Origin of the sequence: Citrobacter sp. R-1.5.2 (assembly GCF_035064245.1) — a bacterium.
GTDB lineage: Bacteria > Pseudomonadota > Gammaproteobacteria > Enterobacterales > Enterobacteriaceae > Citrobacter.
Window position 1 is genome coordinate 1 of sequence record NZ_JASEYC010000030.1, and the last position, 18,504, is coordinate 18,504.

The 18,504-nt window shown below is 57.5% G+C and carries 15 protein-coding genes and 2 pseudogenes; 4 read left to right on the forward strand and 13 right to left on the reverse strand.

From position 1 onward, the window contains the following. Positions 1-796: 796 nt before the first annotated feature. The 4 genes and pseudogenes from QMN38_RS25365 (at position 797) to QMN38_RS25380 (ending at position 2,818) form a co-directional block, all read left to right on the forward strand. A complete protein-coding gene (locus QMN38_RS25365; RefSeq protein ID WP_256737193.1) occupies positions 797-1,330 on the forward strand; it encodes a hypothetical protein in 534 nt (177 codons plus the stop codon). Positions 1,331-1,416: 86 nt separating this feature from the next. Continuing rightward, positions 1,417-2,127, forward strand: a pseudogene (locus tag QMN38_RS25370) (tyrosine-type recombinase/integrase). A gap of 156 nt (positions 2,128-2,283) precedes the next feature. Beyond that, the gene (locus QMN38_RS25375) at positions 2,284-2,538 is read left to right on the forward strand and encodes a type II toxin-antitoxin system RelB/DinJ family antitoxin (protein WP_000104338.1); all 255 of its coding nucleotides are present in this window, start codon (positions 2,284-2,286) and stop codon (positions 2,536-2,538) included. Continuing rightward, positions 2,528-2,818, forward strand: coding sequence for a type II toxin-antitoxin system RelE family toxin (locus QMN38_RS25380; protein ID WP_000143805.1), 291 nt, complete (start codon positions 2,528-2,530; stop codon positions 2,816-2,818). Before QMN38_RS25375 ends, QMN38_RS25380 begins: the two co-directional genes overlap by 11 nt. Before the next feature lie 310 nt (positions 2,819-3,128). On the opposite strand, the gene QMN38_RS25385 is transcribed toward QMN38_RS25380, so the two are convergent. The 13 genes and pseudogenes from QMN38_RS25385 to QMN38_RS25445 all read right to left on the reverse strand — a co-directional run. After that, complete coding sequence (locus tag QMN38_RS25385) at positions 3,129-3,728, reverse strand: DUF2913 family protein (RefSeq protein WP_032637323.1); 600 nt, start codon at positions 3,726-3,728, stop codon at positions 3,129-3,131. A 122-nt stretch (positions 3,729-3,850) separates the two neighbouring features. Then, on the reverse strand, positions 3,851-4,786 hold the full coding sequence (locus QMN38_RS25390) for a hypothetical protein (RefSeq protein WP_230202656.1): 936 nt from the start codon (positions 4,784-4,786) through the stop codon (positions 3,851-3,853). An 11-nt stretch (positions 4,787-4,797) separates the two neighbouring features. Next, the gene (locus QMN38_RS25395) at positions 4,798-4,947 is read right to left on the reverse strand and encodes a hypothetical protein (protein ID WP_220709949.1); all 150 of its coding nucleotides are present in this window, start codon (positions 4,945-4,947) and stop codon (positions 4,798-4,800) included. 793 nt (positions 4,948-5,740) lie between these two features. Beyond that, the gene (repA, locus tag QMN38_RS25400; protein ID WP_087855414.1) at positions 5,741-6,616 is read right to left on the reverse strand and encodes an incFII family plasmid replication initiator RepA; all 876 of its coding nucleotides are present in this window, start codon (positions 6,614-6,616) and stop codon (positions 5,741-5,743) included. Next, a complete protein-coding gene (gene tap / locus QMN38_RS25405; protein ID WP_032489431.1) occupies positions 6,597-6,674 on the reverse strand; it encodes a RepA leader peptide Tap in 78 nt (25 codons plus the stop codon). The genes repA and tap overlap by 20 nt, the downstream gene beginning before the upstream one ends. Positions 6,675-6,894: 220 nt before the next feature. Beyond that, on the reverse strand, positions 6,895-7,155 hold the full coding sequence (locus QMN38_RS25410) for a replication regulatory protein RepA (RefSeq protein ID WP_032637318.1): 261 nt from the start codon (positions 7,153-7,155) through the stop codon (positions 6,895-6,897). Positions 7,156-7,306: 151 nt separating this feature from the next. Continuing rightward, complete coding sequence (locus QMN38_RS25415) at positions 7,307-7,852, reverse strand: phospholipase D family nuclease (protein WP_032637316.1); 546 nt, start codon at positions 7,850-7,852, stop codon at positions 7,307-7,309. A gap of 147 nt (positions 7,853-7,999) precedes the next feature. After that, on the reverse strand, positions 8,000-8,800 hold the full coding sequence (locus QMN38_RS25420) for a DsbA family protein (RefSeq protein WP_064756661.1): 801 nt from the start codon (positions 8,798-8,800) through the stop codon (positions 8,000-8,002). Next, a complete protein-coding gene (locus tag QMN38_RS25425; RefSeq protein WP_032637314.1) occupies positions 8,793-9,512 on the reverse strand; it encodes a fertility inhibition protein FinO in 720 nt (239 codons plus the stop codon). The genes QMN38_RS25420 and QMN38_RS25425 overlap by 8 nt, the downstream gene beginning before the upstream one ends. Before the next feature lie 66 nt (positions 9,513-9,578). Next, complete coding sequence (gene traX / locus QMN38_RS25430; protein ID WP_032637311.1) at positions 9,579-10,316, reverse strand: type-F conjugative transfer system pilin acetylase TraX; 738 nt, start codon at positions 10,314-10,316, stop codon at positions 9,579-9,581. Position 10,317: 1 nt separating this feature from the next. After that, positions 10,318-15,558 (reverse strand): conjugative transfer relaxase/helicase TraI, encoded by a 5,241-nt coding sequence (gene traI, locus QMN38_RS25435; RefSeq protein ID WP_323579300.1) that lies wholly within the window; start codon positions 15,556-15,558, stop codon positions 10,318-10,320. After that, positions 15,558-17,789, reverse strand: a complete 2,232-nt coding sequence (gene traD, locus QMN38_RS25440; protein WP_058654345.1) for a type IV conjugative transfer system coupling protein TraD — start codon at positions 17,787-17,789, stop codon at positions 15,558-15,560. Before traD ends, traI begins: the two co-directional genes overlap by 1 nt. A gap of 118 nt (positions 17,790-17,907) precedes the next feature. Beyond that, positions 17,908-18,504 (reverse strand): annotated as a pseudogene (locus QMN38_RS25445) (hypothetical protein); the annotation flags it as partial.

Sequence of the window (18,504 nt, forward strand, 5' to 3'; positions counted from 1 at the left end):
AAATCGGCCCAGATCCGCGAAATTTTAATCAGCGAGTCAGCTTGGGAAGAAATGACCTGCTTATTCGCACCTTCCCTTTCTTTATGCGCAAGACTTCCCCAGCATTCAATGAAAAATAACTGACGTGGGGAAAGGCCGTTACGTCTCAGGCGAACATCAATCCTCATGCTGTTGCGTCCTTTCTGTGTAGTGTTATAATTACCGTATATTAGCGCATTTGAATACGTTGCAGAACCTGCGGCGTATCGTACCGAAAAAAACGGCTCTCTCCTGCTTGACTGTGGTTTTGTCCCGGACTGGTTAGGGCCATACCTTTCAAAAACCGCCTCTGAAGGCGGTTTTTTTTTCGCCTGAACGCATTCATTCCCGTCGATGTAACGAAACAGGCAGAGTGTTTCACCGGCCTGCCTCAGGCAACTTTTCGCTTCCGGCCCGCACCCTGTCCGGTTCCACGGCAGAACAGGGCATTTTTTCTCCGACTCTCCCGGCACCTGGCTGAAAATACCCAGGTATCAGAACACGAATATTTCGATTTTTGTTACCTCACGGAAACGGCTGCGGCGAATTATTCCCGTGGCATAAGGGCTACGGAGGTGTCAGAATAAGTACGAAAGCCGGGATTACGCTACGCGAATAATTTATAACTGGCAGGGGTATTACCCGACAGAATTTGCACAGCGCACCTGTGTAATACAAATGAATTACACAAAAAATGATACCTCCCCACCCCGGGATACCCATGTTGTTGTTCCTGCCGGGCCGTGGTTTTGTTTTTATTCAGCAACAGGAGTGCAGCATGGAGGTTAACATCAGCCTTGAAGACCTGTTCGGCGACAGCATCAGAGAGATGCGGGAGCGGGATAAAGCGTTTTTACCTGAACCAGAATGGTTCTCCAGGATTGAGACAGACCTGGACACCTTTATGCAGACCTATATGACGAAGTATCCCTTTACGTCCTTTGAGGCCATCCCCCGGGACGAGTCGGGCCTCACGTTCCCGGCTTTTGAGGACCTGCAGTTTTATCTGCCGCAGCCGCTTCGCCATCAGCCGACGAAGATTGTTGAAGTAGACGGACTGGCCTTTCTCAGCGTTCTTGGTGACGGTGCATTCTGCATTGACCCGCGCCGGTGGCACAGGATCAAAACCTACATCGCGAAAGGCACAGTTGAATACCCGCAGGTTTCAGTCACACACTCTGGCGTATCGGACGGCCGCCATCGCACATTGTTGCTGATGCAGCTGTACAACCGCAGAACAATCCCGGTCGTCGTCCCAGAAAGCCATCACGGGACGTTTATGGCTGAGGCGAAAAACATGGGTGCGATTTAACTGGTCTGAGAGGGTATTTGTGTAATTCATAAGGATTACATTTGTATTTTAACTGTATTACACCAAGTGAAAGGGGGGAGGGAAGAATGCTGATGATAGCGGGCAACAGCCCTGTCCCTGCGACGAACTATGAAACAGCCATCGCGCTGCGTGGTATGGCGCTGCTGCAGCCATATCTCCCTAAATATCTGCTGGCGCCCGAAGTTGCCGTATTACTGCATTATCTGCCGGATGAGCGCCAGCGTATGCTCTTTGCCACACTGTGAAATACCGGAGCCCGTATTACTGAAGCCCTGACCATCACACCCGAGGATTTGCAACTTGATGGTCCACGCCCCTGCATCCGGTTACGCACACTGAAACAACGCCAGCGGGGAAGGGGACGACCGTCAGCGGATGAGAAGATAGCCCGGATAGTGCCGCTGCTCGATGCCGCATATGTCGATCAGCTTCGCCGCTATCTGGCCACGTTCAGAACCGGCCGACGACGCCCCTTGTTTGCCGTCAGCAGGAAAACAGCCTGGCTGTGGATGCAACAGGCGATCGACAGAGCCCGGGAGGAGGGGATTGAATTTGCGCTCCCGGCCATCAATCCAAAAACTCTGCGGCACAGTTTTGCCATGCATCTGTTTTTCAACCACGTGCCGCCGAAAGTCGTCCAGGCCTATATGGGGCATGAACGCTATGAAAGTACGGAGGTGTATCTGAAGGTTTTTGCGCTGGACGTGGCGCCACAGCTGGGTGTCACTTTTTCGCTGGATCACCGTGATTACAGCCATCTTCTGACACGAAAATAGAATACTTGTGTATTACACAAGTCATTCATTTAGTGTTCTGCCGTCAAAAAAGGGTGGTGGCCATTACTTGCTGGTTAGTAAAAAACGCACCACACTTGTAATTACATTTGTAGTGCTTGTATAATAACTGTACACGATATAACCGGAGTACGAGCAATGAGCACAATTCAAATCCGCGTTGATGACGAACTGAAAAAAGACGCCTATCAGGCCTTTGAAAAACTGAATCTGTCGCCTTCAGACGCACTTCGTCTGTTCCTGCGGTATGTCGCAGAGAACGAAAAACTCCCCTTTGCTGAAGTCTCAGTGATGGTGAGCGAAGATGATGAAGACGCTGATATTCTGGCAGTGGTTCGGGAAAGACTGAAAAATCCGGCAAGACGGATCAGGGTTAACGTTGATGACCTTTAATGTTGAATTTGACGAAAGGGCGTTTAAGGAATGGAATAAGCTCGAAAAGACGATCCGTGAGCAATTCAAAAAGAAGCTAAAAAAGCTTCAGCAAAATCCTTATGTGGAATCAGCCCGACTGCATGGTGATCTGGCTGGCTGCTTTAAAATAAAGCTGAGAGCATCTGGTTTTCGTTTGATTTACAAGGTTATCGATGACGAGATTGTTATATGGGTGGTCGCAGTAGGTAAACGGGAAGACGAAAAAGCCTATGAAACGGCCCGAAAGCGTCTTTTATAAAAGAAATACAAACGTATTGCATTTGTATTCAAGATATCAAAAAAAATAACTATCACGCTCATACATAACAAAACCCACCTTGAGGTGGGTTTCGCCAGAAATATATCTGGTATTCAGAAGCGCCTTTACCGGACCAGGCCTGACCAGCGAACGCTGGTAGCGGGATGTCTGGATTAACCAGTCTGCTGCATCCTTAACTACATTATCGTGGCCTCATGTGTATATTACAACCAATATACCTTCACCTTGTGTTGCGGCTTTGGTGATTAATGATTGATTACAAATGTATTACATATGTAATCAGGATAACCTATCCGGCATCCCGGCAGGCTACCAACATAAACTGGTGTGGCAGGGAGGCATCCTGTGCTGACTCTGCCTGCCAGCCACACCGGTTAAACAGCTTTACCACGCCCCCGACATTACCGGTCAGGCGCGTCAGCAGCGGATTTATCTGTCGCCCATCGTCGTCAAACGCCGCGTCGAGGTTAGTCCGCGAGAGATAAATGCCGTTCACGCCGGCGTTCAGCGCAACGGCATACCGACCTGACCATTCCCGATCGCTCAACAGGCGGTAATTCCAGCTCATGTCTTTCGCGGTTTCCAGGGCATACGTCAGCCGGAACAGGTCGTTTTGCTCAGACAGTTCGCCGGTGCAGGAGCGCCAGAGGTAATTCAGCTTGCTGGCCAGCTTCGCGCTGACGCCCAGCTGGCGTCCCTGTTTCAGAAGCCACTCGATATCGGGCGCCACATCACGCGAAAAACGCCGTTGCTTCAGCGCGGCCGCCAGCCAGCGGGTGAGAAAGAGATTTTCCTGTGCCGGTGACAGCGCATCGCCGTTCTGTCTGGCCAGCGCAAGCGCCACCAGGGCACACCATGCCAGATGGCCCGATTTTTCTGTCAACGTCACTGAGTGCTCTTTTCCTTCTTTATTCTGTCCACAAAATTCTGTCGGGTTCCCGCTTACTGTCATACTGAGAGTATTTTAACCGGAACAGCAACAAAGTGGCATCCGGAACCGTCTGCATCCGCTCAGCGCATGGCCCATGCATAATGTTTTTCCGCATAATCGTACAGCCGGTAAGAGTTCTGCTCGTCGCCACCAATAAAAATACCGTTATCCATTATCCCCTCCGCCAGCCGCTGCGTATACCGGTGCGCAGCCTCATCCAGCTCAGCCCGACTCCCCCACGCGCCCTGCTGCTTACGCCAGCTCAGCCGCACGGCTTTCAGCAGGCGGCACATCTGCTGGCAGATGAAGTAGCAGGCGACGACGTTGCGCGCATCCCCCACAAAGACCACATCGCTGTCCGGGCGCATCATTTCGTTCCACAGGTAGATATCGTAGCAGCCCAGCATCATGGCCACGCGTTTTGCCACGAAACCGCCGTACCAGTAATACGCGGTGCGGGGGATGTTCAGGCGGCGGCTCTCGGCAATATTACCGGTATGGAATGACAGCAGGCCAGATTCCGTCAGTTCCCGGACCAGCACCTCCAGCGCCCTGTGCCAGGCCCCGGTTTCACTGCGCTCAGACAGCGCTGAAAAGGACCGGCTGACAATGCCGGCAATCTGCTGTTCCGGTACGGCGTCACCATTCTCCGTCTGAAGGGACAGTTTACGACACAGTTCCTCGCGCTCCACCAGGGCATTCAGCATGGCATCACTTGTCACGTTCTGCGCGGTGGCCAGTGACGCAACACGTTCACGCAGGTCGTCAGAGAGAAAGACGCCCGCCCCGGCTGCCACCGCTGACGGTATTCTGACGCGGCGTGATACGGGCTTGTAGATTTCGCCGGTCTCTGGTCTGATTTTCAGGCCTGCCTTAAGCCAGCGGCTCAGCTCCTGGGGAAGGATATCCGGATTGTCCTTCAGGAAACGCGCCCGGTTTCCGCGCGCCGTTCCGTACACGCTGTCAATGTAGTCGGTCAGCAGCATAACGATATCCACAGAAGTGTTTATAAACATAACTGTTTATATCACATGCTTACCGGACTGGCGAGCAGTGCGCAGCCGGTCCACTGAATGACGCGAAGCGTCATGGAGGCGCCAGCGGGTGTTGAATATGGCTCAGTGAGTGAATGGCGCCGTAGCCCGGCGGAGCCGGTTACATTGTTGATAGGTTCCACCAATCTATCCCTTCTCCCTGCCAGACCAAAACCCGCTAAAAGCGATACAGAAGCTTGTGTGCGCTGTCGGAGTGGTCACGACAAGGCGAAGCCGTAGTCGGGGCGTATCTCCGCGTTAGCGGGCCGTCAGGGCCGCTTACGGGCGTGTACTCAATAACGGTCAGCGATACTACTTACAGTTACTCAGAATCCTAGTTACAACATCCATCATTAAAAGCGATGTTGTTCCGGCCCTTTGGGCCGGAGCGGCCTCGCTTTTCAGTGGTGGGGAGGGGCTGTGAGGGTTCAGGCAGGCACTGTTCCTGCTTTTGAGTGAGTATTTTGAATGTTGTAACTATATGTGCTGTTGGGGCCCGTCGCGTAGCGATGGGAGCTACTCCAGTAGTTGCCGAACCGGCGCGGACATAGTCCGCTGCAAGGGCGGGCATTATCAGGAGCCTGTCCACAGGCCAGGCGACGAACAGGTTATATATTTATATGAATGGAATAAAAGTTATTTAAAAGAAGTACAGAGCAGGTTTTTAAAAGAAACCACGCACTTTGAAATTACTTCGGCTGGCGCTCTGTAAGCATAACGGTTGTAACCTTATGGAAAGGTCCCTTGCAGTTATTTGTGGGTAACTGAATCTGCCGACCAGATGTGGCCACTCTGATGCAATTTCTGGCCATTCTGATGGCGAAATGGGGTGAATGTCAGGAAGGACGGTCGTCATTTCGTGCAGAAAACCGTCAGCCAGGAGCAGCAGACGTGCGAAACCCTCCGGCGCCAGCCGGATTTTTCACACAGGAAGGGTTATATGGGGACGGTGGCCAGCCGCGTGTAGTTGTTGCCACGCGACATTAGCATGCGCTCTTTCACGCGGCGCTCCAGCTCCCGCTTCATGGCATCAAGACCGCCGGTGAATCGCCCGCTGGCGTATTCCCGCGTCAGCTGTTGTTTCACCAGGGTTACAATGTCCTTACGGGTTCTGTCCGCATCACGCCGTGCACGGGCGCGTTTCAGACCATGTTGTTTACGTTCGGACTGGTAGCTGCGGAAGCGTTCGCGCACAAAGCGCCAGGACTTCGCTATCAGCTCGTCCATCTCCAGCGGCTTCAGGTTCTGCTTTTTGCGCTGCTGATTTTCCCATTCAACGCGGCTGCGGCGGGCGGCCACCACAGCCACGTCAGAGACGTCGAGCGCGGAGAACAGCGCCGGCGTGAAGGTAATATCGGTCGGGATGTTGCAGCCAATCTGCGGGTCATATTCCGTCTGGTAGGTAATCAGCCCCAGCTCCGCCATAAACTTCAGCGCCCGCGTGGCGCGGGTGATGGACAGGTTGCCATTTTTCGATTCCGTGGCCAGCCCGCACTCGATGGCCAGATTGGTGATGGAACGCTGTACACGATTGGCCAGCGGGTCATGATGGAAACACATCCCCTGCAGCAGTGCATCAATGGACCGACGACGCAACAACGGTGGCATACGTTTGCGTTTACCTTCTGAGCGCATACGCGCCACATGGACAGCAAAATCAAAACGGGACGTGAAGCCTTCGGCTTTCGCCATCAGCTTACGACAGAACGGCAGGGTCTTTTTCCCCTCTCGCGGCGTGAATACCGGATTCGGGTTTTTGACCTGACGATAATGGGAGAACAGGGTCTGAGCGTCAGTCACACCTTCCCGCACTTATGTTGCACGGTAGGAGTAAATGGCACAGAAACAGGTATTGCAGTTTTCTGAGCATAAAACTATACTCCCTGCATAGAGCAACAGCTTCTATACAGTTTAGGTAAGCCCCGGTAATCTTCTACGTCGCCAAACATTGAAAGATTATCGGGGTTTTGTCTTTTCTGGTTCCGGGTAGACACCTCAGCAGAACCAGTTCCCTGCCACCTTACGGCGTGGCCAGCCAAAATTCTTTAAACGATCAGTAATCTAGCACTGAACATCAAAAAGTAAAGCCTTTACTTCAACAGTCCCTGCTCACTCAGTTCTCGCTCGATGAGTTTTTCAATGAACTGGGCCTGAGTTATCCCTTCCTGATCACACAGCGCAATCATGCGATCTTTAAGAGGGTTACGGATAAAGACTTTCACTTCTTTATGTGTAATTCGTTTTCGAGCTACAGCCGCTAACTGCTTCTCAGAAGCAGTCATCGGATTACCTTTTCGGTAAGAACGCTTTTCTTTCGATGAGGAAGTTACTGCATTATCGATCTGCGACATCTCTGCCTCCTCAAGGATCAAACTTGGATCGTTTGCAGAGAATACTACAGATATCTGAAATCAGCGACTTAACTTTACGCGTAAGTGTGAGCCATGTTGGCGCATGACTCACCTGGATGGATGTAGATTGCGGATCAAATGACGATGCGACTTAGTATGAAGAATGCCACTCAGTTCCTCCGTCCCAGCGCGACTGCCAGTGCTGAAGGTAGGTTTGTGCCACTTCCGGCACCTCATTAATAACCAGCACATTCTCGCTATTCCTCGATGCAGCAGAGCGAGTGTAGTTAAAGCTACCAGCCTCAACTGCATGATTATCAACAATAATGACTTTGTCATGCATGATGGCGTAGCGACCGTTGGTGCGCAGCGGAATTCCCGCGTTTACCACGATGTTCATCGCCGCCTGGCTGGCTTTGCTCCGGTTACCCTTTTCATCGAGCACTATTCTTACGTCCACACCACGGCGTTTTGCCCTGACAAGCGCACTAACCACCTCCGGAGACGTAAATGAGTAGCCCATCAGCCGAATTTCCTGCTGTGCTGACTCAATAGTCTTAAGGACCAGCTTCAACGCGCTGCCTTCAGGTGAAAAGCCGACCTGAACGGAGGGAGCAGCAGCTGCGGGCTGAATACAGCTCAGCGAAAGGCATACCAGACCGGACATGGCCAGCTGGCGAAAGGTGAACTTACGCATTAAATAACCTCAGAAATACTGTTCGGATGTGTTAACCAGAAACGCCGGAGACGGGGAAAACTTGCTTTTACCCTTCTCCGGGGTTGGACAACTGAGCACGGCGAAGGCGTCAGTCTCTTTTAGCGGTATCAGGTGGCGGACGCCTGATTATTTTTTGGTATCGCCGGCAGCATGGGCAGCATGACTGATGGCCTGCTGCAGGGCCTCCGCGCTGGTGTATCCAGGGATAACCGTCACGTTATCAGCACTGGCGCCGGCTGACGGGAGAACCACCAGGGCCGGGGTACCGCTGAAGCCCAGCTGCTGCGCAAGTGTGTTTATACCATCCAGGGTTCCCTGAACATCTGGGGCTGTTTTCGCATCGAACTTCACGGCTTTTGCGGCCGCGCTGATATCAGCATCGGTCAGCTTACCCTCGTTGTGGCCGGTGGCGTAAATCGCGTTGTGATAGTTAAGGTAAGCATCGGCCCCCTTCTGCTTCCAGATCTGAAGCCCGGTTTTCGCCGCACTGAGCGACGCCGGCCAGCGCTGGCCAAATATCGGGAATTCCTTGAACACAAAGCGCACGTCCGGGTTAGCTTTTATTACCTTCTCCAGTTCCGGCGCCAGGCGGGCACAGTAGATGCACTGGTAATCAAAGAATTCAACGACCGTCACTTTCGCATCAGCAGGACCATATGATGGTGTGCCTTTATCGTTCAGCAGCGCTGCCTGATTCTGAACCACGGCGGCCGTCATCGCCTGCTGCTGCTTCTCCTGCTGTTGGGCCTGCAGCTTCTGGCTGACCTCAACCAGCACTTCCGGATGAGCCAGCAGGTAGTCTTTCGCGATTTCACCAATGCGGGCTTCCTGCTCCGGGGTAAAGGCAACGGCAGGTTTCTCTGCTGCCCCCGCCACGCCGGAGACCAGAAGGCCTGCGGCAAGCATGACTGAAAGGGTTTTATTCATGTTCATCCTTTGTTTTTCTCTTCTCGGTTGTTATCAGTTCGTTCCGTGCACGGGTGGCGACGCTTCTGGCCGCCCTGCGCTGTCGTTTAGCATGCTCCTGAGCCCTGCGCTCCACGGCATACGCCGCCTCCTCCTCGCTCACCGGTGCGACCGGTTGTCCGGCAAGGTTTTTACGCCACGCGCCCACCGTCATGGCGCCCAGATACGCATCCGAGCGGGTGACTGCGGCAAGGCAGCGTTTCAGCGTCTTCACGGAAACCTCCAGCCCGCGCCGGCGAATGTCATTGACCATCGCCTCCCGGATGTTGACCGCCAGGAGCTGCGGCTGGCCGTCCGTAACGAGGGCCGGCCAGCAACGCTCCAGGAGCACGAGCGCGTCCGCAAGCGGCATAACCTTCCGGTACACCGGTTCAGGTGCAGGCTTGCGCCTGGCCGCCCGCATGGCCTCCCGTTCCTGCGCCTGTTGCACTGCCCACAGCCGGGCTTTCTCTGCTTTTCTGGCAGCCTTCTCGTCCGCCTGCGCCTTTTTCGCGCTCTCATCCACCGCCTGTTTCCTGACCTTCCAGGCTGGGGTCGTGTTCACCACCACGGTCTTTTTACGCGTGACCCGGCCCGGTCCCGCACCGTCCGGTTCACTGTTGTTTACGGCACGCTGACCTTCTGGCTCCGTCTTACGGCGCAGCGTCAGCGTGGGGCGCCCCTGCTCTTTCATCCTGCCTCCGGATAAATCTGTTTCACGTGTATTCCCCTGAGTGACCTTATTCTGACACGGCAGATATCACATCACCATCAGTCCGATGACGGCCAGGTGCACCGCGTAGAACAGCGGGAAAAATTCGCGGGGCCAGAAGCGCGGCACGCGGCAGCAGGTCCGGCTCAGCACCGTCAGGGTAACGCCGGGTATCACCAGACCCGCGATGGCAAAAGCGGGGCTGTCAGCGGCATTCAGCGCGAGTATGGCCAGCGCCAGACACAGCGCCAGCCCCGTGCGCGTGGTGCGCCGGCCCGTCATACAGACGCCGCAGGCCAGCATCAGCATGACTACCCCCGCCAGCCCGTAGCTTCCCGCCGAAAACGGCAGCCAGGCTAGAACCAGCATCAGGGACAGCGGCCACGCGCGCGGCCCGTGCTGCTGCATCAGCGCCAGCGCCTGTCCACTAACCGCAAAGGCAAACAGGATATTGCCCAGGTCCGGGCGAAGCCCGGCCAGTATCCAGCCACCCTGCGCCACACCCGCCCATATCCAGAGCCGGTTCAGGGCGCGCTGCTGAATCTGCGGATGGCGGGCGAGGTTCATGGCCCAGACCAGGCCAAAGAGCGGAAACGCTCCCCTACCGGCAAGACGCAGCCAGTCATTATCCAGTCCGCACAACATGCTGATGTGGTCGACCACCATCAGGAGCAGCGCCACGGTTTTGATAAGGTCAGTCTGGCCCGGCGTCCACACAAGCAGACGCTGCAGCCAGCAGTCGGCCACCACCACAAGAGGGAACAGCGGATGGTTTTCAGCGCGCATATCAGTCGCCTCCCAGGGTCTTTTCACGCTCAAGGTCTCGCACCGTTTCGCGCTCCATCTGCTGCAGGCGGTCCCGCTGCACGTTCTCACGCACCACCTGAGACACCGCCTCATCCCGGCGGCGTTCTTCCGGCGCATCCGGCAGCGTGAGGGGAGATGCCGGCGTTTCTTTTATCCGCTCCATATCCCGCACCACATCCCGGACGGCAACGTCAGCCCCACCGGCCGGCCCGTCGCCGCTGCGGGCCATCTCGCGGACCGCCTCTTCAGCACGCTTATCCAGCTCCCGCTGCACCTCAGCCTCCCGGGCCTGCTGCGCCAGTACCTCCGGCGGAACAGTCTCTCCGGGCTGCGTACCGGTGCTGTCGGGCAGGCTGTCGGCCCAGACCCGACCGCCGGTAATGGCGCCGGGGTTCCACGGTCGCGCCTCGCCTTCGAGCCGCACCACCACGCCGCTCTGCGGATTCTCCCTCGCGAGCCGCACGCCCTCTTCCATATCCCGCGCCAGCAGCGACTCGCCGTTACGGCTGGCCTGCAGACCCGCAAACGCCGCGTCCCCGCTGCCCATCACCCGGCCTTCACCAGCGAGCCCCTTAAGCTGCCCGTCTCCGGAGGTCAGGGCGCTCAGCCAGACGCCCGCCAGCCTGCCGTTGCGGTCAAAAGCGGGCAGCGCCACGTGCGGCTGCGGGTATTTACGCCCCGGCGAGATAAATTTCGCCATCGAGCCCTCAGGCTGCAGCCCGGCCTGGCGCAGCGCGGCGCGACCGGCAGGCACCTCACCCAGCGCTTTAGCCGTCGCCGTCAGGCGGGCGGCATTCGCGACGGCGCGGTCGCCGCGCGGCTCGAGAATGTCATGCGCCGTACTTTTCGCCTGCGATTTTTCCATCGCGGCCATCCACTTATCCCGGTTGTCGGTATAAACCTGCGCGTGCTGCTTCATGCGGCTCAGCGCCACGTAGGCTGACTCGAAGCTCACCATCCGCTTACGTCCGCCGTCCGTGCCCTGCAGGGAAATGGAGAAGGGTTCGCTCGCCCCCTGTGAGCCTTCAACGGTGACGGCATAGGCCAGGTCGATGTGCTGCTCTGCCTGCTCCGCTGATGGCGTAAGCGTGCGGGTCTGTTTTCCATCCGACAGCGTGACACCGTCACCTTTTATCTCACTGACCGACCAGACGCTGTTGGCCACGAAGCCCCGCTCGTTGTCGCTTTTCGAAAAGCGCATCCGGTCGCCTTCCGACACGGTGATGGTGTCCTGACGGTAGAGCGTGACGCCCTCTGTCGCCGCCTGCGCGGGCGACAGGCTGCGGGTGTTGCCCTGCGTATCCTTCAGCGTCACCAGGTGCGCCTCCCCGTCCAGCGCCTCAATGCTGTAATACGTGCTGTCCAGCAGAACCAGGCTGTCGCGGGACGCCTCCCACGTTGCCATGCGCCTCAGCTCCCCGTCGCGGATATTGGCTGGCGTAAGGACCGGCAGCGTGACCTCTTTTTCGCCCACCTCACCGGCATCCTGACGGGCGTCATGAATCATGGCGTTCACCTGGCGGCGGTCGGCGTTCAGTGCGGTGATAACGATGGTCTGCGCCTGCGCCTCCGGCGTACGCCCCGTGTAGTCCTTCACGATGGCCTCCAGCAGCGTCGCGGGCTCCCCGCCGGGCAGCAGGTCACCGGCCGCCATGGCTTTCGCGATGGCCTCCTCCCGTTCGCGGCTGAACTCCATGACCGAGCTGTCCGGCTGCCAGGCATCCGCCCTGCGCGGCACCTGTGCCGGCGCCACGCGCTCAATGGTCGTCAGGGCGCTGCCGATATCGCGGTTAATCAGGCTGTAGACGGCAGGTTTAAGCTCCGGCGTCTGGCGGACAATCTCCTGCATCACCGCCACGTCAATGGCGCTGCGCTTCTGCAGCAGGCGGAAGGGCTGGCCCGGGGCAATGGACTGCAGCTGGTCGGTATCGCCGCTGGAGACCGCGCGTCCCCCGCCCCCGGCAATCAGGCTGTACGCCTTCGCCATGTCGGCGTTACCGACCATCGAGCTTTCATCCACGAGAAACAGGACGTTGCTGAAGTCCGGTCGTTCGCCGCCGCGCAGCTGCTGCTGCGTGTCGTGAATAAAGGCCGCCAGCGTCTGCGTTTCGGGTACGCCCGCATCTCGCATCTCGCTCACCGCCCGGTGGGTGGGGGCCACGCCGATAACCCGCGGCTGCTCCCGTTCCGGCAGCGTGCCGATGGCCGACATGACTGCCCGGAACTGGGTCGTTTTACCCACCCCGGCGTAGCCCTGCACCAGGGTAAAGCGGTCGGGAGATTCCAGTATCATGCGCGTGGCGTTCCGCTGCCCGTCGGTCAGGCCCGCCAGCTGCGCGTCCGGAACCTTATCCATCAGCGGGGTGACGGCCTCCTTTCCCTCAAGGACGTGGCGGATAATGCTTTTTTCAGCGTTGTACGACTGGCGTGAGACCAGCAGCTGCAGGCCGTTTCCCGGCGATACCGGCACCGACAGCAGGGCGCCGCTGCGCACCTGCCGGTCCGCCTCCTTTTCGATGGCCTGCAGGCTGAGGCTGTCCTGCTCAAATTCTTTCGCGGCGGCCATCAGCTGCGGCTTCGTGAACGCCAGGCCGTTCCCCTCCAGCACCGGAATGGCCAGATGGATAGCCTGCTGCTCCGGCGTGTGCAGCCCGGCCTTCTGGTGCGCCAGGGCATCATCGAGCCTGTCATGCCCCGCCGCATCCTTAATCTGTTCGGACACGACGCTCCAGGCAGACTGACGCGACAGCTTCTCCGTCGTTTTCTGCGCCGTCTGCGCGGAATAGAGCTGCACCGCCCTGCCGCTGAGCGCCAGTTTGTTCAGCGTGGTGTTATCCAGCTCGCGCTGCGACAGCGAGGCAAAGACCGTGGCGCTGTCGCTCACCGAGCGGCCCGGCGACTCCACCCAGCCCTGACCCACCTTCGCGGCGGTAAACGGGCTGTCGCCGGCGGGCAGGACCACGTCCGCCTTACGCCCCGGCAGGCTGACGACGAGCCCCGCCTCCCCGAGCGCCTTAACGGTCACCGTATCGCCGCCCTTGAGCCGCGTCCCCTGCGCCTGACCCAGCACTGCCAGACGGTCGCCTTCGGCCACCTGCAGCGTGCCGGTGCGGTACAGCGACCAGCTGCTGTTGAGTTCAGACAGGCGGGTCACCCGCGTCTCACCCTGGGCGTTACGCAGCGTCAGGCTGTTGTTGCGGCCCGTCACGCGGTCAATGACAAAGCGTTCCCGGCTGCGTGCTTCGGCATTCCAGCGCTCCATGACCATCCCCTCCCGGTAGTGGTCGCGCACCTGCTGATGGCGGCTGTCGAGCCAGACCGGCTCCAGCGTAGTGATACTGACCTCCCGCTCGCCCAGCACCTTTTCCGCCTTAAGCGCCTCGCGGACAGCGCCTGCCAGCACGGCCTGCTCGCGCGGACCTGAGACCTGCGCCACGCTGTGTTCACCTGCGCGGATGCTTCGGGCAAAGTCAGCGGCCAGGCGGTCATACCGCTGCCGCCGGTCAGGCTCGCTGATAACCGAGACCTGCGTCTTCTCACCGCCCTGCCATGCGAGCGTGCTCACTCCCGCTTCCTTCATGACGGTCAGGGCGCTGCCGGTCCCGGTGCGCTGGCCGCTGTCGGCAATCAGCAGCTGGACGTTATGGCGCAGCGCGCCGTCGAGCAGCGTGAGCGTTTCTTTCAGGGTCAGCTTCTCCCCCTGATCCACAATCAGCGTGCTGCCGGGCGTAAAGGTCATGCCCTCCGTCAGCTCCCGCCTGTCGGTGATATGCTCGCCGCTGAGGCGCTCATCCTGCATAAGGGCGCTGCGCGAGCGCCTGTCGGCGGCGATAATCTGCACGTCACGCCCCTGTTCGCGCGCCATCATCGTCAGCTCCGCCACGCGCTCACGCTGACCGGCCGCCCCGCCCTGACCCGAAATGATCGCCACGGGCGGACGGTCCTGGGCCAGAACGCTCACGGCATCGCTGTATGACCGGCTGCGGGGCACGCTTTTATCCGGAAAAATGTCAGCCTGCCCCGTCCGCTGTAAATCGCGGGTCATCGCCGACACCGACAGCTCGTCCAGCACGTGGATGTTCGAGGTAAACAGCCCCTTCTCTTTATCCAGCGGGATGAGCTGCTCATTTTTTATCGCCGCATCGATGCCGTCACGCGCCATCTCCACCATGCCCGACCGCGCGGGCAGCTGCCCGAGGGTGGTGGCCAGCAGTTCGGAATACGTGAACCGCGCCCGCCGGTCGCTCAGCATCGCGATGGCCTGCCCGACGCTGCTGTTAATATCAATGGCTTCAGGCGTCGTTGCGGGAATATTCCCCTGCACAACCCGCAGGTCTGCCGCCTCACGGTAGGCTTTAATGTCAAACCCCGTCTCTTTCAGGGTCTGCATCCACTCGACCATGCGCTGTTCGGGGTCAACCCTCTGCTTCGACTGGCGGGTATCGAGCGCCGCCACGTCGCGGGACTTCAGGGACGCGTCATCACCGACCGCCTCGCTGATGGTCCTGCTGCGGCTGGAATACGGCTCCGTCGGTACGCCCTTCAGCTCCCACATGCCGTGTTTGCCGACCGTCTCAGTCTCATAGCCCATCGCCGCGACGTCATCCTTCAGCGCGGCACGATACAGGCGGCCAAAGGCAATCTGGTTGGCGTAGATATTCTCAATAAACCCGGTTTTACCCACTTTGTCGCTGCTGAGCGTTCGCCACTCATCGCCATGCTGAGTGGCATTGGCCACCACCGCGTGGGTGTGCAGCTGCGGCTCCTGGTCGCGGCTGGTATCGTGGTTAAACAGCGCCATCACCAGGTTGCCGGTCAGCTGCGTCTCGCTCCTGCCCTCCGTCATAACCCGCGTGGAGGCCATCGCCTCTATCTGCTTAATGGCGGTCTCCACCGCGCGGTTGTGGGCCTCAATAAGACGCTTGTCGCCACCGAGCATGGCCATCACGGAGACACTTTTGGGCGCAGAGAAGGTGAAGTCGTAGCCCGGACGGTGTTTGTTCGCCCCGTCCTGAGTCCGGCTGAGGTCGCTGCCGTCCGGCAGGCGTCCCTCCAGAACCTTCGTAAAGACCTTCTGGTCCACCCCGCCGCTGAGCCCCAGCGCTTCAGCCCCTTTTCCGGCCCAGCGCTCGCCCATACTGCCGATAACGTAATAGTTGTCCTTGTTGGTGTAATAATTGCCCGCGCTGCCGGCGGATTTTACAGATCCGATGCTCATCATCAGATGTATCCTCCCGGCTCAAGATCCTTTTCAGGCGCCCGGTGAACGTTGATGTTCACTTCTTCACGACGCTGCCTCTCCTGAGGAGACAGTTCGTCCTGCTCCGCCTGCCACGCCTCCCATGCCGCCATATCCACCACCTCACCGCTTTCACTGATGCCAGGCGGCAGTTGTTCAGCCTCTTCCGCCTTTGTCTTCAGCTCAGGCCCCACGCCGCCAGTGCCTGCGGCACCCGCTACGGATGCCGAAGCGGATGCGGTGTCTGCAGCGCGGGGCGCTGGCGCCAGCTGCTGTGGCTGCTGTGGCTGCTGTGGCTGCTGTGGCTGCTGTGGCTGCTGTGGCTGCTGTGGCTGCTGTGGCTGCTGTGGCTGACCAGCATTCTCCGCACCGCCCTCTGGCGCGACAACATCGGCATCCGGTTCAAAGAGCATGGCGATGCTGCGGGATTCATACTCACGTGCAGCCAGCGCGGCATTCAGGCGTTCCTCCGCTTTCCCGTCGATGGTGCGCGGAATGAATTCCGGAGCCACCTTTGGACGCTGCTGATACTTCAGCGCCATCTTCACGGCAGGATAAGGTCCGGGAAGCGTGACGTAGCAGGAGAGATCCGGCAACGTCTGGACGTCGGAGTAACTCACCAGGGTGACGCGCTCCATGTCCTTGCCGACCGAAGTACCGTCGCGTACCGGGTCCACGCCGTAGGAATACTGCTCGGACGCCTTGAGGATTTCTTTCTCACCGATTTCACCGGCGGCGAACTCAGCGATATTGCGCGACGGCGAGCGGAAGAAGGCACGGGTGTTCAGCACGTCGAACAGCGTTTCCGCAGGCTTCTGCCCATAAATATCTTCCAGCTGGGCGTAGGACTGAATGCCAATGACGTAGCAGCCGCCAAACTTACGCGCCTCCGGCAGGATCTCAACCAGGTCCGGCAGCTTGTGCAGGGTAGGCAGCTCGTCGGCGAAGATCCACACGCGGCGGTTACGGTTTTCACCCATCGCCAGCAGCCCGCGAATGGCGATGGACAGCCACATGGAGATAACCGGCTTGAGGGAAGCGTGGGTGTCAGCATTGGAGGAGATAAACAGCCAGCCGTTCTTACCGTCCTCACGCACGCCGCGCATCCAGTCGCGTATGGTGAATGACTCGCCGTTATTTTCGATGCCCTGCAGGTAGCGGATGGCCTTGACGTAGTTGGTCAGCACGGCGCGGATGGAGATGGCCGTTTTCTCGATTTTCTCTTCCACCAGGTTCGCCGCCGGGGAGTTTTTCAGGTACGAGCGCAGCTTCTCAATCTTGATGGAAAGCAGCGTGTCGACCAGCTTGCTGTAGCTGCGGTCCTTGTCGTTGCGCATCAGATAAGCGGCTTCGGCAAAGATGGTACGTCCCGAACCCTGCCAGAAGGGGTCTTCCTTCGTGCCCATAGGAATAAGCGTGTTGGACACGTTGTCGAAGTCAGGCTGCGTCAGGCACTCCCGCCACAGGTCCCATGCAGCGCAGCGCGCATCCAGCGGGTTAAGGATTTTATCCGTGGCCGGATCATAGTAGCTTTTGACGAACTCACAGGAACGGTCATACACGATGACCATGTCGCCACGCTGGCGGGCATAGTTCATCAGGCGGCGGATAACTTCTGATTTACCGGCCCCGACTGTGCCGTGCAGACAGAAGTTCTGGATCTCCGAGTCCTTGATAAGCGGCAGCTCACCGATTTTTATGTCGGATGCGAGACCGTCGCGCCTGAGCATTTTCGCCACCGCTTTCGGGTCGTCAGTCAGCTGGCGCCCCCCCGTTATCTCGTCCTCACTCTGCTGTTTACCCTGATGGCCCAGAATCCAGGTGGTGACAAAGAAGGTAATAACGCACACCACGGCCGCGATGATGGCGGCAAGAATAAAGGCCGTCCAGACCTGGTCTGCGCACCACTGGATATATTTGTCCTGCATTATTTGCTGCGCGTTATACTTCAGCTCATGGCCGTAATAACGGATGGTATAGACAGGCTGGGATTTGAAAATATCGCGCATGGGGGCCAGCGTCTGACACCAGTAATAAACCATGCCGTTCACGAACGTCTGCCAGGTCAGTTTAACCGACAGCGTAATCGCGACAATGACGCCGAAGAGAATGACGAGACAGTATACGATGATATTGGCGATCTGACTGAACATACGGATGCGCATGCTCGCGATCTGACCGCCCTGGGTCATATCCTTTGCATTAAAACTCATATTATCCTCATTGAGGTTTAGAATACATCGGCCCGGTATTCAAAATGAACATTCAGAATGGAGAATATAAGAAACAGCCCGAACATGCGGGCTTAGTTATTAAAGAAGTGTTATAAATTCAATTGCAATGGCGCCACCCTTTAGGACTTGACCAGATTATATTATTCACATTAGTTATATCGTTAACTACAAACCTATCACCACCGTGCCAAACCAATCGCAACTGTAGTTTATTTTTCTCTTTTTTTTCCACGTATGCTTTGTAGTATGCAACCCCAGGATATTGATAAGGTTTCGCCTCGTAATCCTCTCGACATATCAAATCACCAACTTTAGTATCAACCTCCATGTTTTTCTCTCTCACTACCCGTTCTTTTTCTTCCATTTCGCTACGCTGACGCTCATCTGACTTTACTTGTTGTTCTCGTTTACTTTCATATCCCCAATGGCGGCTGGATTGAATCCATTTATCTGCAGACTGAGATGGTCCCCTTTCAAGGGTAGTGAATCCATCAACCTTAAAAATAGGGACATCGTCTACTGAGCACCAACCATCTAAAAAAACACCTGATTTACTTTGGCAATATCGAGACATTGACTCTCGAAATGAGGTTTTCGTGCAATGAAGACCAGCATTACTAAATAGCTGCGCGGAATAGTAGATCACTGAAAGGGAACTCAGCCCGGATTGTGCGATCTGATCAATCGCCAAACC